Annotated in this window: 23 protein-coding genes; 13 read left to right on the top strand and 10 right to left on the bottom strand. The window is 72.5% G+C overall.

The window, feature by feature from the left end; genetic code table 11:
- The 4 genes from D3105_RS26300 to lnt form a co-directional block, all read left to right on the top strand.
- The coding region (locus D3105_RS26300; RefSeq protein WP_240647025.1) for a ferric reductase-like transmembrane domain-containing protein at positions 1-995 on the top strand (995 nt) is incomplete at its 5' end.
- A 75-nt stretch (positions 996-1,070) separates the two neighbouring features.
- The gene (locus tag D3105_RS26295; protein ID WP_030713785.1) at positions 1,071-1,940 is read left to right on the top strand and encodes a universal stress protein; all 870 of its coding nucleotides are present in this window, start codon (positions 1,071-1,073) and stop codon (positions 1,938-1,940) included.
- 66 nt (positions 1,941-2,006) lie between these two features.
- On the top strand, positions 2,007-2,519 hold the full coding sequence (locus tag D3105_RS26290) for a nuclear transport factor 2 family protein (protein WP_118905489.1): 513 nt from the start codon (positions 2,007-2,009) through the stop codon (positions 2,517-2,519).
- 174 nt (positions 2,520-2,693) lie between these two features.
- A complete protein-coding gene (lnt, locus tag D3105_RS26285; protein ID WP_118905488.1) occupies positions 2,694-4,475 on the top strand; it encodes an apolipoprotein N-acyltransferase in 1,782 nt (593 codons plus the stop codon).
- Here lnt and D3105_RS26280 read toward each other — a convergent pair.
- Positions 4,399-5,304, bottom strand: a complete 906-nt coding sequence (locus D3105_RS26280) for a Gfo/Idh/MocA family protein (RefSeq protein ID WP_118905491.1) — start codon at positions 5,302-5,304, stop codon at positions 4,399-4,401. The two genes, lnt and D3105_RS26280, sit on opposite strands and share 77 nt — an antisense overlap.
- A 135-nt stretch (positions 5,305-5,439) precedes the next feature.
- Here D3105_RS26280 and D3105_RS26275 point away from each other — a divergent pair, with 135 nt between their 5' ends.
- Both D3105_RS26275 and D3105_RS35785 read left to right on the top strand, forming a co-directional pair.
- On the top strand, positions 5,440-5,961 hold the full coding sequence (locus D3105_RS26275) for a DinB family protein (RefSeq protein WP_412080987.1): 522 nt from the start codon (positions 5,440-5,442) through the stop codon (positions 5,959-5,961).
- Between the two features lie 478 nt (positions 5,962-6,439).
- Positions 6,440-6,562, top strand: coding sequence for a hypothetical protein (locus D3105_RS35785; RefSeq protein WP_276311863.1), 123 nt, complete (start codon positions 6,440-6,442; stop codon positions 6,560-6,562).
- Positions 6,563-6,590: 28 nt separating this feature from the next.
- Here D3105_RS35785 and D3105_RS26265 read toward each other — a convergent pair whose 3' ends face one another.
- From D3105_RS26265 to D3105_RS26235, 7 genes are all read right to left on the bottom strand, one after another.
- Positions 6,591-7,064, bottom strand: a complete 474-nt coding sequence (locus tag D3105_RS26265; protein ID WP_118905487.1) for a hypothetical protein — start codon at positions 7,062-7,064, stop codon at positions 6,591-6,593.
- A 114-nt stretch (positions 7,065-7,178) separates the two neighbouring features.
- The gene (locus D3105_RS26260; protein WP_032788676.1) at positions 7,179-7,862 is read right to left on the bottom strand and encodes a uracil-DNA glycosylase; all 684 of its coding nucleotides are present in this window, start codon (positions 7,860-7,862) and stop codon (positions 7,179-7,181) included.
- A 103-nt stretch (positions 7,863-7,965) separates the two neighbouring features.
- Positions 7,966-9,546 (bottom strand): ABC transporter substrate-binding protein, encoded by a 1,581-nt coding sequence (locus D3105_RS26255; RefSeq protein WP_118905486.1) that lies wholly within the window; start codon positions 9,544-9,546, stop codon positions 7,966-7,968.
- A gap of 118 nt (positions 9,547-9,664) precedes the next feature.
- The gene (locus tag D3105_RS26250; protein WP_118905485.1) at positions 9,665-10,420 is read right to left on the bottom strand and encodes an SDR family oxidoreductase; all 756 of its coding nucleotides are present in this window, start codon (positions 10,418-10,420) and stop codon (positions 9,665-9,667) included.
- Positions 10,421-10,440: 20 nt separating this feature from the next.
- Entirely contained in the window at positions 10,441-11,202 is a 762-nt protein-coding gene (gene fabG / locus D3105_RS26245) for a 3-oxoacyl-ACP reductase FabG (protein WP_006122981.1), read from the bottom strand.
- A gap of 237 nt (positions 11,203-11,439) precedes the next feature.
- The gene (locus tag D3105_RS26240) at positions 11,440-11,823 is read right to left on the bottom strand and encodes a DUF3037 domain-containing protein (protein WP_118905484.1); all 384 of its coding nucleotides are present in this window, start codon (positions 11,821-11,823) and stop codon (positions 11,440-11,442) included.
- Positions 11,820-12,701: a HipA family kinase gene (locus tag D3105_RS26235; protein WP_118905483.1), complete on the bottom strand. Its 882-nt coding sequence runs from the start codon at positions 12,699-12,701 to the stop codon at positions 11,820-11,822. The genes D3105_RS26240 and D3105_RS26235 overlap by 4 nt, the downstream gene beginning before the upstream one ends.
- Positions 12,702-12,997: 296 nt before the next feature.
- Between D3105_RS26235 and D3105_RS26230 the strand changes: the two genes are divergently transcribed.
- From D3105_RS26230 to D3105_RS26210, 5 genes are all read left to right on the top strand, one after another.
- Positions 12,998-14,938: an ATP-binding cassette domain-containing protein gene (locus D3105_RS26230; RefSeq protein ID WP_118905482.1), complete on the top strand. Its 1,941-nt coding sequence runs from the start codon at positions 12,998-13,000 to the stop codon at positions 14,936-14,938.
- 319 nt (positions 14,939-15,257) lie between these two features.
- On the top strand, positions 15,258-16,280 hold the full coding sequence (locus D3105_RS26225) for an ArsR/SmtB family transcription factor (RefSeq protein ID WP_118905481.1): 1,023 nt from the start codon (positions 15,258-15,260) through the stop codon (positions 16,278-16,280).
- Between the two features lie 140 nt (positions 16,281-16,420).
- Positions 16,421-17,134, top strand: a complete 714-nt coding sequence (locus tag D3105_RS26220; RefSeq protein WP_118905480.1) for a C39 family peptidase — start codon at positions 16,421-16,423, stop codon at positions 17,132-17,134.
- Between the two features lie 58 nt (positions 17,135-17,192).
- Positions 17,193-18,182 (top strand): alpha/beta hydrolase, encoded by a 990-nt coding sequence (locus tag D3105_RS26215; protein WP_118905479.1) that lies wholly within the window; start codon positions 17,193-17,195, stop codon positions 18,180-18,182.
- A gap of 113 nt (positions 18,183-18,295) precedes the next feature.
- Positions 18,296-18,751 (top strand): Rieske (2Fe-2S) protein, encoded by a 456-nt coding sequence (locus D3105_RS26210; RefSeq protein WP_118905478.1) that lies wholly within the window; start codon positions 18,296-18,298, stop codon positions 18,749-18,751.
- On the opposite strand, the gene D3105_RS26205 is transcribed toward D3105_RS26210, so the two are convergent.
- On the bottom strand, positions 18,738-19,154 hold the full coding sequence (locus tag D3105_RS26205) for an isochorismatase family protein (protein ID WP_425315762.1): 417 nt from the start codon (positions 19,152-19,154) through the stop codon (positions 18,738-18,740). The two genes, D3105_RS26210 and D3105_RS26205, sit on opposite strands and share 14 nt — an antisense overlap.
- A gap of 210 nt (positions 19,155-19,364) precedes the next feature.
- On the opposite strand from D3105_RS26205, the gene D3105_RS26200 reads away from it, so the two are divergent.
- A complete protein-coding gene (locus D3105_RS26200; protein ID WP_118905476.1) occupies positions 19,365-19,835 on the top strand; it encodes a pyridoxamine 5'-phosphate oxidase family protein in 471 nt (156 codons plus the stop codon).
- A 66-nt stretch (positions 19,836-19,901) separates the two neighbouring features.
- Here the strand turns inward: D3105_RS26200 and D3105_RS26195 are convergent, their stop codons facing one another.
- Positions 19,902-20,816, bottom strand: coding sequence for a LysR family transcriptional regulator (locus D3105_RS26195; RefSeq protein ID WP_118905475.1), 915 nt, complete (start codon positions 20,814-20,816; stop codon positions 19,902-19,904).
- 74 nt (positions 20,817-20,890) lie between these two features.
- Here D3105_RS26195 and D3105_RS26190 point away from each other — a divergent pair.
- On the top strand, positions 20,891-21,843 hold a 953-nt coding region (locus D3105_RS26190), incomplete at its 3' end, for a DMT family transporter (protein ID WP_133305710.1).

Below are 21,843 nucleotides of genomic sequence, written 5' to 3'. Positions count from 1 at the left end.
CCCCCGAACCGGCAGCGGCCGCCGAGACGCCCGTCAGCACCGCACCCGGCGACCGCAAGGTGCCCGGACCCCGCCCGCCGGGAGAGCCGAGACGGCCGACGCTCCGCTCCGACCTCCGGGCCTCGTGGCCCGACGGGCTGGTGGCGCTCGTCATCACCGCGGCGGTCTTCGTCCTGCTCTACATACGCATCCGCAACAAGACCTCCTCCACGGTCTCCGTGATGCCGTTCATGGCCGACGCGGGCGGTTTCTGGATGTACTTCCTCAGCCAGGCGTTCGGCTGGTCCGCCCTGCTCTGGGCCTGGGGCACGGTCATCCTCGGGCTGATGCTGTCCGGACCGCGGCCGGGCCGCCTGCCGCTGTCGGGCCCCCGGCTGGAGCGCCTGCACCGCACCACGAGCCTCAACACCATCGCCCTGATCGCGGCCCACGCCCTGCTCTTCGCGGCAGAACTGGTCCGGCACGACACGGCCGCCTGGAACTCCGCCGTCGCCACCGCCTTCGTGGAGGCCTTCGTCCCCGGCGGCTACGACTCGGGGACCGGGCAGATCGCCATACCCGTCGGCCAAGCGGCGCTCTACCTCGCGATCCCGCTCGGCCTGCTCTTCTACGTACGCCACCGCATCGGCCCCAAGACCTGGCGGGTCCTGCACCGCTGCGTGATCGTCGTGTACGTCCTCAGCGTCTGGCACACCCTGCTGTACGGGACCAACGTCTGGTACGACGGCTGGTTCCGCACCAGCGTCTGGCTCCTCCAGCTCCCTGTCGCCGCCCTGCTGCTCCTGCGGCTGCTGCGGCCCGCCCGCCGCTCGGAGAGGCTGCCGGGTCGCCCCGGGGAGACCGCCAAGGCCCGTACAGGGTGGGCTCTGCGGCTCGGCGGCCGGCTCGCGGTGGTGGCGATCGTGGTGGCGCTGGTCGCCGTCGTGGCCAGCGGCAGGGACGGCGGGCGCAGCGTGCCCCCGGACGACACCTCCTCCACCCACAACCACGACTGACGGGCCGCCGGACCACCAGGGCCTCTCGGGCACCGGGGACGAGTGCTGCCGGCCCGGCGACGTACGCTCGGGGTCATGACCACCAACGATCTTCCCGTGATCGCCGCCGTCGACGGCTCCACGCACAGCCGGCAGGCTCTGGACTGGGCCACCCGCGAAGCCGCGCGGCGCGGACTGCCGCTGCTGATCGTCCACGTCCGCCCGCTCACCCGGCAGGTCGACGAGGAGACCGGACGGCGCGAGGCCGAGGCGCTCCTGGCCGAGTCCGTACGGCGGAGCGCGCTCATCGCTCCGGAGCTGCGGCCCTCGACGTTGGCCCCGCTGGACTTCCCGTCGGCGGCCCTGGTCTCGCTGGGCCGGGACGCGTCGATGATCGTGGTCGGATCGCGCGGACTCGGCGGCTTCCGCTCGCTGATGATCGGTTCCAACAGCCTCGCCACCGCGTCGATGGCGAGCTGCCCCGTCGTCGTGGTGCAGGACGACCGCCCCGAGGGGGACGAGGACCGGGGCTCCGACGCGGACGCCTTCACCGACATCGTGGCGGGGGTGGCCGCCGACGAGAGCAGCGAGGCGGTCCTGGAGTTCGCCTTCGCCACCGCGGCCTCCCGGCCGGGTGCCCGGCTGCGGATCGTCCACGGCTGGACGATGTTCTCCTCGATGCTCGCGGGCGGCCCCGTCCTCGACCGGCAGGAGGCGGCGGGGTCCGCCGCCCGGACGCTGGCCGAGCTGACCTCGGGCTGGCACGAGAAGTACCCGCAGGTGGAGATCGTCCGGGAGCCGGTCAACGGTTCCGCCTCGCGCACCCTGGTGACCGCGTCGGCGACGGCGGCCCTGACGGTGATCGGCCGCCGCAAGGGCGGCGAGTCGCTGGGGCTCGGGCTGTCCCCGGTGGCGCAGACGGCGGTCACGCACGCGCTGGGACCGGTCGCCGTCGTCCCCTGCTGAGGCTGTTCCGCCTCCCGTCGGCGCAGGGCACTTGGCCTGGCGGGCGGCTTGACCGAGACTTGACCGATGACACAGCGTGTGGCGCTCGCGACCGTGCTGGACCGGCTTGCCATCGATGCGTTGATCACCGGGTATGCGGTGGCGGTCGACGACGGGGCCTGGTCGGACTACGGTGCCCTGTTCACCCCGGACGGCCGCGCGGACTACCGGGGCGCGGGCGGCGTGGAGGGCCCGGCCGAGGAGGTCGCCCGGTGGCTGGAGGAGACGATGCGTCTCTTCCCCGTACGCCAGCACCTGATCGTCAACCGCCGGATCGACCTGGAGGACCTGGGCGGCTACACGGGCGACCGGGCCGAGGTGCGGGCCGACTACCTCAATCCGATGTGCCGGGCCCGGCAGGCGTCGAGCGGTTCGGACGCGGACGCGCCGGGCGAGGCGGGGGCCGGGCGGTCCGGCGCCGCCACGCCCGACTTCGTGACCGGCGGTCGCTACACCTTCGCGCTGCACCGCGACGAGGCGGGCTGGCTCATCCGTACGGTCACCGTCCACGAGAAGTGGCGCCGGGCCCCGAGCCCGTAGAGCCTGTCATCGAACTGCCACTCGCCTGGCGCCGCCCGGCCCTGGAGCCGTCCACCGTGCCCCGCTCGGCCCGCGTCCTGTGTCCGGCGGGGATCACCTCCCCCACACTGGGTATCCAGGGGTCGACGCGGCGGGGGCGATCGCCCGCCCGCGCAGGACCGAGGAGGGCACGGCATGCGAATCCGGGGCGGGCGTCTCCCGGTCGGCCGGAACGCGGCCGACACCTCCGGAAGCGGCGGCTCCGGGACGCCCGGCGGCGGCGCCTCCGGCGACGGCACATCCGGCGGCGGCACTCCCGGAGGCGGCACGTCCGCAGGAGGCACTCCTGGCGGCAGCACCCCCGGCGGCGGGTCCGCGGCAGGCGGCCGGGACTCCGCCCGCACCGGCCGGCTCGCGTCCCCCTGGACCCGGGCCGTCGCGCTTCTGCTCGCCGGGGCGCTGCCCGCGCTCGCCCTTCCCGCGCCCGGGCTCTGGTGGTTCGCCTACGTGGCGCTGGTCCCCTGGCTGTTGCTGATCCGTACGGCGCACTCGCCGCGCCGCGCGGCACTGGACGGGTGGATCGGCGGCATCGGGTTCGTCATCGCCGTGCACCACTGGCTGATGCCGAGCCTCCATGTCTTCATCGTGCTGCTGGCCGCCCTGCTCGGGCTGCTCTGGGCCCCCTGGGGCCTGCTGGGGTCCCGGCTGCTCGGCGGCTCCCCCTCCGCACGGCGGGCCGTGGCCGCCGTGGTCGTCGTGCCCTCCGGGTGGCTGCTGATCGAGCTGGTCCGGTCCTGGGAGGGGCTCGGCGGGCCCTGGGGGCTTCTCGGCGCGAGTCAGTGGGAGGTCTCGCCCGCCCTGCGGGTCGCCTCGGTGGGCGGGGTGTGGCTGGTGAGCCTGCTGGTGCTGGCGGTGAACACCGGCGTGGCCCTGTTGATCGCCGCACCCCGCGCCCGTACGGCCGCCGGGGTCGTGCTCCTGGTGTGCGCCCTGTCCGTCACCGCGATGTGGTCCTGGGCACCCCGGCCCGAGAGCGCGGGAACGGTCAGGATCGCCGTCGTGCAGCCGGGGATCGTGGAGGGGCCGGGGAGCGTCGCGCGCCGCCTCGACCGGGGCGAGAAGCTGACCCGTCCGCTGGCGGGCCGGGGCGTGGACCTGGTGGTGTGGGGCGAGAGCAGCATCGGGGCCGGGGCGTGGGAGAACCCGGAGACCGCGCTGCGGCTGGCGAAGCTGTCCCGTCTGGTGGGCGCGGATCTGCTGGTCAATGTGGACGCCCGGCAAACGGACGGGGCGGGGCGGTCGGGGATCTTCAAGTCGGCGGTGCTCGTCGGCCCCGACGGGCCGACCGGGGACCGCTACGACAAGATGCGTCTGGTCCCGTTCGGCGAGTACGTCCCGGCCCGCTCCCTGCTGGGGTGGGCGACCTCCGTGGGCAAGGCGGCGGGCGAGGACCGGCTGCGCGGCGACCGCCAGGCGGTGATGACCCTGCCGGACGGGGCGCGGGGGCTGCGGATCGGCCCGCTGGTCTGCTTCGAGACGGCGTTCCCCGACATGAGCCGCAGGCTGGTGCGCGACGGTGCGCAGGTGCTCGTGGCCCAGTCCGCCACCTCGACGTTCCAGGACAGCTGGGCCCCGGCCCAGCACGCGTCGCTGGGGGCGCTGCGGGCCGCCGAGAACGGCCGCCCGATGGTCCACGCCACGCTCACCGGGATCAGCGCGGCGTACGGGCCCCGGGGCGAGCGGGTGGGCCGCCCGCTCGGCACGGACGCGAGCGCGGCGGAGGTGTTCGACCTGCCGCTGGCGCGCGGGGAGACGCTCTACGGCCGGTTCGGCGACTGGCCGGTGTACGGGGCGTTCGCGGCACTCGCCGCACTGTGCGCCGTCGAGGGGCTGCGGGCGCTCAGGCGGCCTGCTCCAAGGCCTCCCGGACCACCCGCTCGCACAGCTCATGGGTCGCCAGGGCGTCCCGGGCGCTGAGCGTCTCGCCCCGGCGCACGGCGTCGAGGAAGGCGTGCACACAGGCCTCGATGCCGCGCTGCCGGGCCACGGGGACCCAGTCGCCGCGCCGCCGTACGCTGGGCTGCCCCTTGTGGTCGATGATGTCCGCGAGGTTGAGGACCTGGCGCTTGGTGTCCTGGCCGGAGACTTCGAGGATCTCCTCGGTCGATCCGTTCAGCCGGTTCATCATGCCGATCGCGGTGAATCCGTCGCCGGACAGCTGGAGCACCACGTGCTGCATCAGGCCGTCCACGATCCGGGCCCGCACGGTGGTGTGGTCGACGGTGCCCGGGGCCAGGAAGCGCAGGGTGTCGACGACGTGGATGAAGTCGTCGAGGATCATCGTCCGGGGGTCCTCGGGCAGTCCGACACGGTTCTTCTGCAGGAGGATCAGCTCGCGCGGGTGCTCCGCACACTGCGCGTAGCCCGGGGCGAAACGGCGGTTGAAGCCGACGGCGAGGCTGACACCGCGCTCCTCGGCGAGGTTCACCAGCCGCTCGGACTCGGCGTACTCGTAGGCGATCGGCTTGTCGACATAGGTGGCGACGCCCGCGTCGATGAGGCGTTCCACGATCTGCGGGTGCACGGCGGTCGGGGCGTGCACGAACGCCGCGTCCAGCCCCGCGTCGAGGAGGGAGTCGAGGGTCTCGTGACGGCCCTCGGCCGGAACTCGGTGGGCGTCGCCGACCGCCTGGAGCGTGGCGGGGGTGCGGGTCTGAAGATGCGGTTCGACCCCCGGTACGGCGGTGAGCACCGGCAGGTACGCCTTCTGCGCGATATCGCCGAGTCCGATGCAACCGATCTTCACGAGGGTCTCCCTGTCGCCGTGCCGGGCCGCTGTGCGCGGCTGTTCGCGCCCCGGCAGCATACGTCGCCGCCACCCGCGGCCCGGCTTCCGGTCCGTTCGGAAAACCCCTGGCCAGCCCCATGATCATGGGTCACGATGACCCCCATGACTTTTCCCGAACGCCCTGAGCCCGCCATCGACGCCGCCGAACGCCCCATGCTGGAAGGCTGGCTGGACTACCACCGCGAGACGCTCGTCGTGAAGTGCGCGGGTCTCACGGACGCGCAGCTGCGGGAGGCGTCCGTGCCGCCCTCCGCGTTCACCCTGCTCGGCCTCGTACGGCATCTGGCCGAGGTGGAGCGCTTCTGGTTCCGGGAGATCCTGGCGGGCGAGGAGTTGCCGGACCTCTACTCCACCGAGGAGGACCCGGACGGGGACTTCACGGTGTCGGAGACCACCACCTGGGCCGAGACGGAGGCCGTCTGGCGGGCGGAGACGGCGGCGGCGCGCGAGAGCGCGGCCGCGTTCGGCCTGGACGACTTCTCCAAGGGCGTCGGCTCGGCGGGCAAGCCGTTCAATCTGCGCTGGATATACACGCACATGATCGAGGAGTACGCCCGGCACAACGGCCACGCCGACCTGGTGCGCGAGCGCGTGGACGGCGCCACCGGAGTCTGACCGCCCGAGCCGTCGGCGAGCGTTGACCGAACGTCGGTGCCCACGGTCGGCGCGGTGCGGGGCGCCGTGCTGACCGGGTCACTCGTGCGGGCCATTCCCCGCCCACCGGGTCCCCCGTGGCCGGGCCGCACCGCAGAGTTGGCCGGGTGCAGAGAACCAGAATCACCGCGAACCTCCTGGTCGGGTTAGCGGTCACCGCCGTCTCCGGATGCGTCTCGGTGGCGCCCGGGACCGTTCCTTCCCCGCCGCCCGGTCCGGCAGCATCCGGGCCGGCGCAGGACGTGGCTCCGCAGATCGTGCAGCCTCCCGCCCGTGAGGGGTTGGAGGTGGTGCCGGATCCGAGCCGTCCGCCCGCGCGGCCGTCGTCCCCCGCGCCTCCGGCCGCCGACTCCCTTGCGGAGGCACGGCGCGGCGGACCGGTGGGCGCCGCCCGGCGCGGCGGGGGCCCGACCGGGCCCCGAGAGTTCCGTCCGTCACCGTGCCCGCCCTGCCCCGCGTCCCCGGCGGCGGCGCGGATGTCTGTGCGCTCGGCCGGGGGTACGGCGGCTGGCCCGCCGGCAGCCCGCAGGCCCGCATCTGCTCGGAGACGTACGGCCGCTGACGCTCCTGCCCCCGGGGGTCCCCGGGGGTCACTGCTCCCGCAGGCGGAGCTCCAGGCGGTCGATGGCGGCGCGAACCCCACCGCCGTACCCGTCGTCCGCGAGGGACTCCGCCGCGGCGCGGGCCCGCTGGAGGTGGATGCGGGCGGAGTCGGGGCGCTGGAGCTTGAGGTAGTCCGCCGCGAGGTTGAGGTGCAGGGAGGGGTAGAACGCCCGGACGGCAGGCATGTCCCGGTGCTCCGCCGCCCGCCCGCCGCCCGCCCCGTCGGCAGCCGTCAGGGCGCGCAGGTCCCAGGCCAGCTCGTCGCCGGGGTCGTCCTGGGTGTCGGCCATGTAGTGCGCGAGGGTGCAGCGGTGGAGGGCGTCGCCGTCCGCTCCGAGCTCCGACCAGAGCGCGCCGAAGCGGTTGCGGGCCTCCTCCCGGTCACCTCCGTGGAGCAGCATGATCGCCTGGCCGATCCTGGTCATGACGGCGTCCTCGGACGCCTCCTGCGGCTCCACCACTGCGCTCTCCTCGTCGCCCGTCCAGCCGGTCGCCCCGTCAGTCCGACGCTAACGCCGGGCTTCCGCATAACCGGTCAGACACGGGCGCAGTAGGCGTCCCCGCCGGGGAACCCGTCAGCCGAGGTCAGGGATCCGCCAGTCGATGGGCTGGTGGCCCTGGGCGGCCACGGCCTCGTTGATCTGTGTGAAGGGGCGGGAGCCGAAGAACTTCTTGGCGGAGAGCGGCGAGGGGTGCGCGCCCTTCACCACGATGTGGCGCTCCTCGTCGATCAGGGGCAGCTTCTTCTGCGCGTAATTGCCCCAGAGCACGAAGACCGCCGGGTCGGGCCGGTCGGCGACGGCGCGGATCACGGCGTCGGTGATCTTCTCCCAGCCCTTGCCCTTGTGGGAGTTGGCCTCGCCGCCCCGGACGGTCAGCACGGCGTTGAGCAGGAGGACGCCCTGTTCGGCCCAGGGCATCAGATAGCCGTTGTCCGGGATGGGCAGGCCCAGCTCCTGCTGCATCTCCTTGTAGATGTTGCGCAGCGACGGCGGCGTCTTGACGCCGGGCCGCACCGAGAAGCAGAGCCCGTGTCCCTGGCCCTCACCGTGATACGGGTCCTGGCCGAGGACGAGGACCTTCACCTGGTCGTAGGGCGTGGCGTCCAGGGCGGCGAAGACCTGCTCGCGGGGCGGATACACGGGGCCCTTGGCCCGCTCCTCCTCGACGAAGTCCGCCAGCTCCTTGACGTACGGCTTCTGCAGTTCTTCGCCGAGGACGCCGCGCCAGGACTCGGGCAGCAGGTCGATATCGGTCACGTCCACAACCTCCGGTGAGCAACAGGTTCTTGATCCCAGAACCTACCGGTCACCACTGACAACGGGCCCCCGGAGGAGGCCCGTCGTCCCTGGCACCAGGCCTCTACCAGCTGGCCTTGCGGTACAGCTCCCACATCTGCATGACGGTCTGCGGGTCGAGTGCCCGCTCGCCGCCGCCGATGTCCTCGCCCGCCGCGACGTACAGCTTGCCCTGCCACAGCGGCAGCAGGCGGACGTCGTCGACGAGGATCTCCTGGGCCCGCTCGAACTGCTTGCTGACCGCGCCCCGGTCGCTCTCCTGCCGCGAGGCGGGGATCAGCTGCTGGGTGATCTCCTTGTTGATGTACGGGCTGCCGGTGACGGGCTCCTGGCCCACGAACGGGGCGACGAAGTTGTCGGGGTCCGGGAAGTCGGGGAACCAGCCGCGGCCGAAGACCGGGTACTCGCCCTTGTTGAAGCCTTCCTGGAACTTCTGCCAGGGCTCGCCCCGCAGCGTGATCTTGAAGAGACCGGACTCCTCCAGCTGCCGCTTGAGCTCCCCGAACTCGGGCTCCGTGGCGGAGCCGTAGCGGTCGGTGGTGTACCAGAAGGTCATCTTCACGGGCTCGGTGATACCGGCCCCGGAGAGGATGCTCTTCGCCTTCTTCACATCCGGGTCGCCGTAGGTGTCGAAGAAGCTCGTGGTGTGTCCGGCGATTCCCTTGGGGATCATGGAGTAGAGGGGCTCGGCGGTGCCCCGGTAGACCTTCTCGACCAGCGCGTCGCGGTCGACGACATGGGCGATGGCCTTGCGGACGGCGGGGTTCGCGGCGGCCGGGTCCTTCGGGTTGAAGACCAGGAAGCGGATGTCCGCGCCCGTGCTCTCCACGATCTGGAGGCCGGCGTTGTCGTCCTTGTTGTCCTCCAGGCTGACGACCTCCTCGGCGGTCAGACCCCGGTAGGTGGCGTCGATCTCGTCGGCCTTGAGGGCGCTCACCATCTCCGCGGACTTCTCGAAGTAGCGGATGGTGACCGAGTCGTTCTTCCGGTTGGCGAAGCCCTTGTAGTCCGGGTTCTTCTTGAGCTCGGCGGTCTTCCGGCCCTCGTAGGACTCCAGAAGGTACGGCCCGGAGCCGGTGACCTTGCCGTCGTCGCGGATCTTGTCCTTGCGGTAGTCGCCGGGGGCGACGAGCGACATGGCGGGCGTGGCCAGGATGAACGGGAAGGTGGCGTCGGACTTGTTCAGGTGGAAGACGACCGTGTCGTCGCCCTTGGTCTCGATCCGGTCCAGCGAGCCGAGCATCCCGGCCGGTCCACCCTTGAAGTGGATGTCCACAATGCGGTCGATGGAGTACTTCACGGCCTCGGCGTCGAGCTTCTCGCCGTTGGAGAACTTGAGGTTCTTCTTGAGCGTGCACCGGTACGCCATGCTCGTGGCGTCCGTGAACTTGCAGGATTCCGCCGCGTCCGGCTCCGGGCTCGTACTGCCGGTGGGGAAGCTCACCAGGGTCTGGTAAACGTTCCGCATCAATTCCCAGGAACCGTCCCAGGCCGCCGCCGGATCGAGTGTGGACGGGGAACTGGTCGTCCCGACGGTTATCTTCTGGTCCGTTTCCGATCCGCTGTCGGAAAGGAGACCGCAGCCGGCCAGCAGAGAAAGGGAAGCTAGGGCTGCAGCAGCCTGCAGACTGGCCCGGTAGAACACGTGCACGCTCCTCGATCAGCCATGGGTCGGCAGACCATACCGCAGCGCCCCACCGGGTCAATCCGCTGACCCGGCGGGGCACTTGACTCAATCAGGGCCAAATCGGTCCAGGCTGCTCTCAGCCCACGCCCGCGTTGAGGAAAATTCCTCCGTCGACCACGAGGGTCTGGCCGGTGATCCAGTCGGACTGTGCGGAGGTCAGGAAGGCCGCCGCACCTCCGATGTCCTCGGGCACACCGAGCCGGCCCAGCGGGTACGCGGCGGCCGCCTCCGCTTCGCGGCCCTCGTAGAGCGCCTCGGCGAACTTCGTCTTGACCACGGCCGGGGCGATCGCGTTGACCCGGACGACCGGGGCGAACTCGTGCGCCAGCTGGGCGGTCAGGTTGATCATGGCCGCCTTCGACATCCCGTACGCGCCGATGAACGGCGAGGGCGCGACGCCGGCGACGGAGGCGATGTTGACGATCGCCCCGCCGTTCTCCTTCTGCCAGGCCTTCCAGGTCTGCTGGGCGAAGCCGAGCGCCGAGATCACATTGGTCTCGTAGACCTTGCGGGCCACGTTGAGGTCGAGCTCCGCCATGGGCCCGAAGACCGGATTCGTCCCGGCGTTGTTGACCAGGTAGTCGACCCGGCCGAACGCCTCCATCGCGCGCTCGACCGCCGCGGCCTGGTGCGCCTCGTCGTGGGCCTTGCCCGCGATGCCCACCACCCGGTCGGAGCCGAGCCGCTCCACGGCCTCCTTGAGGGCGTCCTCGCCCCGCCCGGTGATGACGACCCGGTCGCCGCGGGCGACGAGCGCCTCGGCGATCCCGTAGCCGATGCCCCGGCTGGCGCCCGTGACGAGGGCGACCTTTCCGCTGTCCTGCACCGTCATGATGTCCGCTGCCCTTCGGATCAGTTGAGGGGTCCGCCGGCCACGTACATGACCTGGCCGGAGACGAAGCCGGCGTCGTCGCCCGCGAAGAAGGCGATGGCGTTCGCGACGTCCTCGGGGCGGCCGACGCGCTGGACCGGGATCTGGGTGGCGGCCGCCGCCTGGAACTCCTCGAAGCCCATGCCGACGCGCTCGGCGGTCTGCGCGGTCATCTCGGTGACGATGAAGCCGGGCGCGACGGCGTTGGCGGTGACGCCGAACTTGCCGAGCTCCTTGGCGAGCGTCTTGGTGAGGCCCTGGAGGCCCGCCTTGACCGCGGAGTAGTTGGCCTGGCCCCGGTTGCCGAGGGCCGAGGAGGAGGAGAGCGAGACGATCCGGCCGAACTTGGCCTCGACCATGTGTGCCTGGACGGCCTTGGCCATCAGGAACGCGCCCTTGAGGTGCACGTTCATCACGATGTCCCAGTCGGACTCGCTCATCTTGAACAGCAGGTTGTCGCGGAGCACGCCCGCGTTGTTCACGAGGATCGTCGGCGCGCCCAGCTCGGCGGCGACCCGCGCGACGGCGGCTTCCACCTGACCGGCGTCCGACACGTCGCAGCCGACGGCCAGCGCTGTGCCCCCGGCGGCGGTGATCTTCTCGACCGTGTCCTTGCAGGCCGCCTCGTCGAGATCGAGTACGGCGACGGCGCGGCCCTCGGCCGCGAGGCGTACGGCGGTGGCGGCGCCGATGCCCCGCGCCGCTCCCGTCACGATGGCGACGCGCTGCTCGGTGGTGGACATGCTTGGTTCTCCTCGCCCTTGGATAGCGGCTCAGCGGATATCGGGGCGCTTCCCCGCCAGCCCTGACACTCCCTGGCGGAGAGAACCCCGGTTGCTGAGCAACCGCTTAGTACCTTCAGCAGACGAGACGCTAGAAGCCCTGGCACCCGGTGTCAACGGCGCACGCCCCGGCGGGCCGTACGTCACACCGGGCGGGAGTGCCCGCCGCTGTGCCGTCGTGGCCCGCCGGGGCGCGGATCAGCGCACGAGGAGGTCGAGCAGCCGTTCCACCTCACCGGCCGGGTCGGCGGTCAGCCCGCTGTGCACCGCCCCGGGCTGGACGACCGTGGAGCGCGGGGCGATCAGCCAGCGGAACCGCCGTCCGGCGTCGTCGCCCGCCGCCTGACCGGCCTCCGCACCGCCGCCGCAGACCCCCTCGACGGCGCGCAGCGCGGCCCGCACCCCGACGACGTCGGCGTCCGGGTCGAGCGCCTTCAGCTTCGCCTCGTCGAGGTACGTCCGGGCGGCCACGAACGAGTGGGCCCGGCAGTAGACGAGCACACCGGCGTTGAAGCACTCCCCCCGCTCGACCCGGGGCACGACGCGCAGGAGCGCGTACTCGAAGACATCGCGCCGCGTCATCGGCCACCCTCCTCACCGGTACGGGCGACCGCCGGGGCGCGGTCGTCGCCCGCAGCCTGCTTCCGCCGCGGCGGCAGCCGGTCGGTGAGCCAGCCCGGCGCCTGGGAGGGCCGGGTCGCGGTGGGCGCGTCCAGGGTGATCCGCTCGTGGATGGTCGCGGCCCGCGCGAGCAGCGGGGCGACATAGGCCCGGCGCACCTCGTCGGCGGAGTCGAAGCCGGGCTCGTCGGCCAGCCAGACGTCCGGTACGTCGGCGGCGACCTCGGTGAGCAGTTCCTCGGTGACCAGCGGGGCGAGCTCGGCGGCCGCGGCCGCGATGTCCGGCCCGAAGGGGGCCAGGACGTGGTCGGAGGCGTTGTACGGCTTGGCGGCGGAGGCCTGGGCGCCCGGCCAGTTGTGGTGCCAGATCATGGTCGCGCCGTGGTCGATGAGCCAGAGGTCTCCGTGCCAGACGAGCAGGTTGGGGTTGCGCCAGGAACGGTCCACGTTGTTGATCAGCGCGTCGAACCAGACGATCCGCCCGGCCTCGGCCGCCCCGACCTCGTAGGCGAGCGGGTCGAACCCGAACGAGCCCGGCAGATAGTCCATCCCGAGGTTCAGCCCACCGCTCGCCCTGAGCAGCTCCTGCACCTCCTCGTCGGGCTCGGCGAGTCCGATGACAGGGTCCAGCTCGATGGTCACCAGCTCCGGCACGCGCAGCCCGAGCCGTCGGCCGAGCTCCCCGCAGATGATCTCGGCGACGAGCGTCTTGCGGCCCTGTCCGGCCCCGGTGAACTTCATGACGTACGTGCCGAGATCGTCGGCCTCGACGATTCCGGGGAGCGAGCCGCCCTCACGCAGGGGCGTGACGTAGCGGGTCGCAATGACCTCTTCTAGCATTTTTCGGGCCACCCAATCCCTTGTGAAGTGAGCATTTTAGCCGGGGGGGGATCACCGGGCAGGCCGGCCCCGGCGCCGACTCCCCCGCCGAACGCTTCGTGCCGCCCGGTGGTGTCGGCGTTTCGGCCACTTCCTGCCCGGGCCCGCTCCAGGCCCCACCAGGGCTCCCGCGCCCGCGGGGTTCCCGACGCCGGAGATTGCGGGGCTCACAGCACGACCGGATGACGTGTGTTCGATATCGCGGCCGCCTCGTTGGACCTCGTGACTCCGCCGCAGCGACCGTCCGAGGGGGAACGATGACGTCGGCCATCACACAGGACCAGCCGCCGCAACGACCGCAAGGGAGCTCGCCGGACGACCCGCCCGAGGAGGCCGGTGTTCGAGAGGAGGAGTATCTCTACCGCGACGAGTCACGGCTCCGGGCCGGATCCCAGCTGACCTCCCGGACCATGGCGCGGCGCCTGCCCTCCCTCGTCCGGCGCTCGGTGCGGTTGGCCTGGCACGTGGATCGCGGCGCGACCGTCGGCCTGCTGATGTGCCAGATCGGGACCGGCGTCCTCGCGGCCCTCGGCCTCCTGGCCGTCACGGGCACGATCACGGCGCTGGTCTCCTCGGGCGACATCACCGAGCGCCTGTGGGACGCCGCCCCGCAGCTGGCCGTCATCGCCACCGCCGCCGGTCTGCGCGCGCTGCTGGGCATCACCGTCGTCTGGCTCACCGGCCGGCTGCGCCCGGTGCTCGGCCGGGCGGCGGAGCTGACGATGATCGAGGCCGCACTCGGCGCGGAGCCGGCCGCCAACAACAAGCCCGGCTACAACGACGCCTACGACATCGCCGACCGTGGCGCGCAGGTCACCCCCGACCTCGTCGAGGAGGCGCAGGACGTCCTCGCGGCCACCGCCACACTCGCCGCCGGGGCAACCGTGCTGACCGTCCTGCACCCGCTGCTCCTTCCGCTTCTCCTTCTCGCGTGCCTGCCGCAGGCCGCCGCCTACGTCCGCTCCGCCCGCGTGATCTACCTCGCCGGCCTGGAGACCTCCGGGCGGCGCCGGATGCTGAGCAAACTGCGCTGGCACATGGCCTACACGGAGTCCAGCGAGGAGATGCGGGCCTGTCTGGCCGGTCCCTTCCTCACCGGCCGCTACCGAAAGCTGGCCGCCACCGTCAACGCGGCCGAACGCCGGGCCGCGAACACCGGTGCCTGGATGGGACTGGCCGGGGCCGCCGCCGGCGGAGTCGCCTCGATCGCGGTGTGGGCGGCGCTGCTGTGGCTCCTGGCCTCGGGGCGGATGGACCTGGCGGCTGGCGGCGGAGCCGTCTTCGCGCTCCAGACCGCCACCGGCTCGGTGCGGGGCATCATCAGCGGCGGGGCCCGCCTGGTGCGCACCGGCTGGTACGTGCAGGACTGGCAGAACTTCCTCGACAACGCCCACGGCCAGGCCATGACCGACTCCCGTGGCACCGCCTCCCTGGCCGCCGCCCCGCAGCGCTTCGAGGTCCGCGACGTCACCTACCGCTACGACGGCGCCCCCAAGGACAGCCTGCGCAACGTCTCGCTGCACGTGAAGCGCGGCGAGATCGTGGCGCTGGTCGGGGAGAACGGCTCCGGCAAGTCCACGCTCTCCCGCCTGCTGTGCGGGCTGCTGCTGCCCACCGAGGGCGACGTGGCCTGGGACCACGCCGCCACGGTGGACCTCGATCCGTGGAGGGCCTGGGAGCATGTCGCGCTGGTGCCGCAGAAGTTCACGTATCTCCCGCTGACGATGCGCGACAACATCACGTTCGGCCAGGGCGACACCGGCGACGCGGCCGTGCTCGCCGCGTGCGAGTCGTCCGGTGCCGCGGAGATCCTGCCGGACCTCCGCTCCGGCCTGAACACCCTCCTCACCAGCGAATGGTTCGGCGGACAGCAGCTCTCCGGAGGACAGTGGCAGCGCCTGGTTCTCACCCGCGCCTTCCACCGGCAGGCCGCACTGCTGGTGATGGACGAACCCACCGCCGCTCTCGACGCCCGCGCGGAGCACCGGATCTTCACCGGCCTGCGCGAACTGGCCAAGGACCGCGCCGTGCTGCTGATCACCCACCGCCTCACCAACGTGGCCGTCGCCGACCGGATCGTCGTCCTGGACGAGGGCCGGATCGTCCAGGAGGGCACCTACGCCCAGCTCACCCGGGAGCCGGGCCTCTTCCGGTCCCTGTGGGAACTGCAGCGCCGCATGAGCGACGGCACCGCCTGACCACCCCTGCCACAGGCGGCCGGGGCCGGAGCGGGCGGGCCGCAGGCTCCGCGGCGCCACGTGGCGCTGCGGGGGTCCGGCAGCCCGGAGGGGCACGGCGGTCTCGTGCGGCAGCGGCCCGCTGGGCGGCCCCGTCCCCGGGGCCCGGCATACCCCGTCCCGGTGACGGGTAGAGGCCTGTTCTCCGCCGGTGCGGCGAGCGGGTAAGTGGTCAGTTCCCCGCCGGTGTTCGCACGGCCGGTGCCCGCCGGGCCGCAGGCACGTGCAGCCGACCGGGCCGTGCGTGCGGTGGCCCGGCCCGCCCTCCCATGGAGCGTCCATGCTGCGGATCCACTTCACCCCCGAGGACCTGACGCGGGTCAGGGTGGCCCCGGGGCCGGACTTCCTGTGGGAGATCACCAACAGCGTGCAGACCCTCCAACGGACGGACGGGGAGCGGGTGTTCGGCGCCTGGCGGCGCTGGGTGCGGCCCCGGCTCCCGGAGAGCCGGCGGTTACTCTCCCCGCTCCTGCCGCCCCATGGGTACTCCCCCGACTTCCTCACCCCCACCTCCGGCGACCGCACCACGCTCGGGGCCGCCGTCGACACCCTGCTCCGTACGCCGCGGCCGAGGCTGCGGGCGGAGCTGACCCGGCTGGCCGGGACGCGGCGGCTGCCCGGCTGGGCCGTCTCCCTGGCCGAGGGCGACCCGGACGCGCTCGCACGGCTGGGCAAGGCGCTCCACGCCTACCAGGCGGAGGTGCTCGTACCGCACTGGCGGCATGTCCGCGCGGCGCTGGAGGCCGACCGGGCGCTGCGGACACGGCAGCTGATGGACGGCGGCACCGAGGCGCTGCTGACGGGTCTCGGGCCCGACGTCCACTGGCGGCCGCCCGTGCTGGAGGTCACCTACCCGGTCGACCAGCACCTGCGGCTGAACGGTCGGGGCCTGGTGCTCCAGCCGTCGTTCTTCTGCTGGCCCACCCCGACCACCCTGGCGGACAGTGACCTGCCGCCCGTCCTGGTGCACCCGATCCACCACGCGGCCGACTGGGCGGACACCGCGGGGGCTGCGGAAGCGGCGACGGGCCGGAGCGCTCTCGGCCGCCTCCTCGGACAGACCCGCGCCGATCTGCTGCGGGCCGCCCGCACGGGATGCTCGACCGTGGAGGCGGCCCGGATGCTCCAGGTGACCCACCCCGCCGTCAGCCAGCACATGAACGTCCTGCGCGCGGCGGGGCTGACCACCACCGTCCGCACGGCGGGCCGCGCCTTTCACGTCGCGACCGCCGAGGGGCGTGCGCTGCTGGCCACGGAGGACCGCCGGGCGGGACGCGGATCCGGCGTCAACCCGCGCCCGTAAGCCTGGACTTACAGCGCTTGTGCCCGTCCCCGCCGGGCCACCACGCTGTCCCCTGTCACAGCACCGCCCGGCCGGACGGCCCCACCTCCCGTCCCCGCACGGTGACGTTCCCGTACGGCCCCGTCCCCCACAGGAGCCTCATGCGCGCGAGACTTGTCCCGGCCACGATCGCAGCACTCACCCTCGGAGCACTTCTCCTCCCCGGCACCGCTCAGGCCTCCCCCGCCCCCGCCGTCCCGGTCGTGGACGTACGGGCCCACGACTCGACGGCCGGCACGGCCCTCGCCTCCGGATACGACGCGCCGGGGGCCAGGCTGCGCGTCGACGCCGGGCGGACGAGCGCCGCCCGCTGGCTGGAGATCGACTACCAGGTCCAGCAGACCGGCTACTGGTGCGGTCCCGCCGCGACCCGCATCGCGCTCTCCGCCCGCGTCGCAGCGCCGAGCCAGGGCGAGCTGGCGGCGCAGCTCGGCACGACCGAGGCGGGCACCGATCACATCGGCCAGGTCACCGCCGTGCTGAACGCCCGTCTCGGCGGGGGCTGGTACGAGACCAAGGAGATGCCGAACGACCCGCCCACCCAGGCCCAGCGGGACCTCCTGTGGCACGACATCGCCTTCGACATCGACCGCAACTATCCGCTGGTCGCCAACATCGTCGCCCCGCCGGGCAATCAGCCGCCCGGATACCCGCCGGACCAGACGATCTACCACTACTTCACGGTCTTCGGCTACGACGCGGTCGACCGCACGGTCCTGATCGCGGACCCGGCGTCCTTCGCCGGCAACCAGATCTACTGGATCTCCTTCGACCAGCTGGCCACCCTGATCCCGCCGAAGGGCTACTCCGCCTGACGCCCCGTACCCCACATCCCACATCCCGCATCCTCACTTCCCTGACCAGGAGGTCACGTTGAGCACCCAACGGCCCACCCGCAGAGGCGTCCTGAAGGCCGCCGCCGGAATCACCGCGACCACCGCGCTCGGCGCGGGAGGCGTGCTGGCGTCGGCGTCCGCCGCCCATGCGGTGGGCGACGGCTTCGGCCTGCGCATCGTGGACCGCGACGAGCGCGACCCCCGTATGCGCTACTTCCGCTTCGCGACCGACGCGATCGGCTGGAACCCCGGCGTCAACGTCCTGCTGCCGGACGGCTACCACTCCGGCGGGCGCAGGTATCCGGTCCTGTACCTGTTCCACGGAGGCGGCACCGGCCAGGACTTCATCACCTTCGACCGGATGGGCATCCGCGCCTGGACCGCCGGAGAGCCCCTCATCGTCGTGATGCCGGACGGCGGCGCCGCGGGCTGGTACTCCAACCCGGTCGCCTCCAACGTCGGCCCCCGCAACTGGGAGACCTTCCACATCGCCCAGCTCCTCCCGTGGGTGGACGCCAACTTCCGTACGTACGCGGAGTACGACGGCAGGGCCGTCTCCGGCTTCTCGATGGGCGGATTCGGCGCGCTGAAGTACGCGGCCAAGTACTACGGACACTTCGCCTCGGTCAGCTCCCACTCCGGCCCGGCCAGCCTGCGCCGCGACGCCGGCCTCGTCACCCACTGGGCCAACCTCTCCTCTGCCGCTGTGGAGTTGGGTGGCGGCACGGTCTACGGGGCGCCGCTGTGGGACGAGGTGCGGGTCAGCGCAGACAATCCGGTGCAGCGCGTCGGGAGTTACCGGAACAAGCGGGTGTTCCTGGTGGCGGGCACCAGCCCCGACCCGGTCAACTGGTTCGACACGGTCAACGAGACCCAGGTGCTGGCCGGGCAGCGGGAGTTCCGGGGCACTCTCGGCGCGGCGGGGATTCCGCACGAGTGGCACGAAGTGCCCGGCGGCCACTTCGTCCGCCCCGAACTGTTCCGGCGGGACCTGGACGGGATCGTCGCCCGGCTCCGTAAGGCCTGACCGGCCGGGCCACCGGCGTACGGCGCGGTCGTCGGCGTGAACATCGCGGTCGCAGGGCACGTACCTCTGACCGACGTGCCCGAGACGGGGACACCGACGAAGGGAATGCCGCGATGAGCGCAACGCAGGAGCACCGGAGCCTCCTCGGACGCCGCACGGTCGTCGCCGCGGTGGGAGCGGCCGGAGCGGCTGCCGCCCTCACCGCGTGCGGCGGCGGGTCGGACGAGAAGGGAGGCTCCGACGGAGCCGAACAGCCCGGCAGCGGGGGCGAGCAGCAGGGCGGCGCGGTGCTCGCCGCCACCGCCGACATCCCGGAGGGAGGCGGAGTGGTCTTCGCCGCGCAGAAAGTCGTGGTGACCCAGCCGAAACCGGGCGAGTTCAAAGCGTTCTCGTCCACGTGCACCCATCAGGGCTGCGCGGTCAAGGACGTCTCGGCCGGGACGATCACCTGCCCCTGCCACAACTCCACCTTCGACGCCGCCACGGGCAGCCCGACCGGCGGGCCCGCCACCCAGCCGCTGCCCGCCCGTGAGATCACCGTCGAGGGCGACTCGATCAGGCTGGCGTAGCCGCCGCCCCCTGTCTGCGGGGCCGCTTCCAGCCGCCGAGGATCGCGTCCGTGGTGGTGACGGTGGCGACCAGCGCCAGGGTGTTGCGGACCATGGCGGGGGTGTATTCAGCGGGCACCCCCGCGATGGCGTCGGCCGGGACGACGGCCGTGTAGCCGAGGTTGACCGCGTCGAAGACGGCGTTGGGGACGGCGATGTTGGCCGAGACGCCGGTGACGACGAGCGTGCGGCAGCCGAGGTTGCGCAGCAGCGGGTCGACATCGGTGCCGGCCAGCGGCGAGAGTCCGTGCAGCCGGCGGACGACGAGGTCCTCGTCGGCGACCTCGATGGGGGGTGCGACCCGGACGGCGGTGCTGCCGGTGTGCTGCTGGACGGGCAGCCGGGCGGCGGCGCGGAAGAGCACTCGACGGTCAGAAGGACGGTGGTGGCGGGGTCGAGCAGCGCGGTGAGCCGCTCGTGCGATTCCCTCGACGGCACGGGCACCCCTCCTCTGTCTTCCGGGTTCCGTGGACGGACCGGGCGCGCGAGAGTAGCGGCCATTGCGTCACGAAGGAAGAGCGTCCATGATTTCTGACAGCCAGTCAGAACCACGGACATCGAGGAGAGGGCGGCCATGACCGACACCCAGCGACGAGGCCGCCGGATCATGATGACGCCCGAGGAGCGGGACGCCTATCTCGGCGAGCAGCGCACCTGCCGGGTGGCGACGCTCGGCCCGGACGGCGCTCCGCACATCGGTGCGCTGTGGTTCGTCTGGGACGGCGGCTCGCTCTGGCTGTACTCCATCACGCGCAGCCTGCGCTGGTCCCAGTTGCGCAAGGACCCCAGGATCGCCGTGGTCGTGGACGACGGTGAAGGGTACGAGGAACTGCGCGGCGTGGAGCTCACCGGCCGGGCGGAGTTCGTCGGCGAGGTGCCCCGCACGGGCGAGCCCTGTCCCGAACTCGTTGAGCCGGAGCGACTGTTCCCGGTGAAGTACTTCGGCATCACGGAGATGCCGCACGACGGCCGGCATGCCTGGCTGCGGCTCACCCCGGAGAAGATCACCTCCTGGGACTTCCGCAAGCTCGCCGGTCTCACCTGAGCCGGGGCCGGGGCGGGGCCGGTCCGGGGCCGGGGGCTGCCGCCCTTCGGGCTCCCCCTCAGAGGCTCATCCGCCGCCGGCCACCACGCCCGCACCCGCCGCGCGCAACGCAGCCACCGCGGCCCGGACCGACGGGCGGCGGTCCGCGTCCGTACGCCAGACCGCGTGGACGTGCCGCCGCATGGTCTGCCGCACCGGCACCAGCCGCACCCCGTCGGGCACCGGTCCTCGCCCCAGCCGCGGCGCCACGCAGACGCCGAACCCGGCGGCGATCAGCGCGAGTTGTGTGTGGTGCTCACCGGCCAGGTGGGCGATGCGCGGCTCGATGCCCCGGGACCGCAGGGTGAACATGAGCCAGTCGTAACAGAATTCGCCCTCGGGCCATGACACCCACGGATCGTCCGCGAAGTCCTCCAGGTCCACCTCGTCGCGATCCGCCAGCGGATGCCCCGCAGGCATGGCGATGTCCGGTGCGTCGTCGAGGAGTTCGGCCTTGGCCAGTCCACCGGGCACAGGCAGTCGCTTGTTGCTCCAGTCGAGCACGACGGCCAGGTCGACGTCTCCGCGGAACACCGCGCGCAGCCCCTGCTCGGGCTCCAGCTCCCGGGTACGGACGGTGAGATCGGGGTGGTCCGCGCGCAGGGAGGTGAGCGTCGCGGGGAACAGCCCCCGGGCCGCGGTCGGGAAGGCGCAGATCCGCACCTCGCCGACGACCTCGCCCCGCTGGGCCTCGATGTCGGACTGGGCGAGCTCCACCTGCGACAGGATCCGCGCGGCGTGGTCCGCGAGCAGCCGGCCGGCGTCGGTGAGGCGGACCCCGCGGCCGTTCTTGGCGAGGAGGCGCTGCCCCACCTCGCGCTCCAGCTTGGCCATCTGCTGCGAGACCGCCGACGTCGTGACGTGCAGCCCGTCGGCCGCCCCGCTCACCGAGCCGTGCCGGGCGAGGGCGTCCAGGGTGCGCAGCCGCTCCAGGTTCAACATATAAGCGATGCTACGCGATCCATCGCAGAAACATTCGCTTGTCCTACGACGTTGCCTTCGTCAGGCTGGACCCCATGAGCGCTCCCTGCGAGCCGAGGGCCACGGCCCCGGCGTCAGCCCCTCCGGTTCCGCCCGTGCGGTCGGCGACGACCACGGCACCGGCCCCGGCCGCCCGGCGACCGGCTCTCGACTGGCGGATCCGGTTCGCGGGACTCTCGCTCATCTGGGGGTTCAGCTTTCTGCTGATCAAGGTCGGGACCGAGGGGTACGCCCCGTTCCAGGTCACCTTCGGCCGCCTGCTGGCCGGTACGGCGGTGCTGGTCGCCGCCATGGCGATGCGCCGGGAACGGCTGCCGCGTTCGGCCCGGACGTGGGGGCACCTCACGGTCGCGGCGCTGCTGCTCAACGCGCTGCCGTTCTCGCTCTTCTCCTACGCGGAGCTGACGATCCCCTCGACGCTGGCCGGGATCTGCAACGCGACCTCGCCGCTGTGGGGCATGGCGCTGTCGGTGGTCGCCCTGTCGGAGGACCGCCCGACGCGCCGCCGGGTGGCCGGCCTGGGCGTCGGCTTCCTCGGCGCCCTCACGGTGCTGGGCGCCTGGCAGGGCTTCTCCGGCCTGGATCTGCCGGGCACGGCCATGGCCCTGCTCGCCTCGTTCTGCTATCCGGTCGGCTGGATCTACATCCGCCGCACGCTGGCCGGGACCGGCTCGTCGACGCTGGCGCTGACGGGCAGCCAGCTCTGCCTCGCCACGGCGCAACTGGCCGTGGTGACACCGCTGTTCACCTCCGCCCCCACTTCCTTCCCCCTTCTGCCCACGCTCTCCGTCCTCGCCCTGGGGGCGCTGGGCACGGGCCTCGCGGTGCTGCTCCAGTACGGCCTGGTCCAGGAGGTCGGTCCGACGACGGCGCAGATGGTCACATACTTCATCCCGGTGATCGCGACGGCGGCGGGCGTGGCGCTGCTCGGCGAACAGCTGAGCTGGAACACCCCGGTCGGGGCGCTGGTCGTCCTCGTCGGGGCGGC

Origin of the sequence: Streptomyces globisporus, assembly GCF_003501885.1 — a bacterium.
In the GTDB taxonomy this organism is placed as follows: domain Bacteria; phylum Actinomycetota; class Actinomycetes; order Streptomycetales; family Streptomycetaceae; genus Streptomyces; species Streptomyces globisporus_D.
The sequence above is the reverse complement of the archived record's forward strand: the minus strand, read 5'-3'. Positions and strand labels throughout refer to the sequence as shown.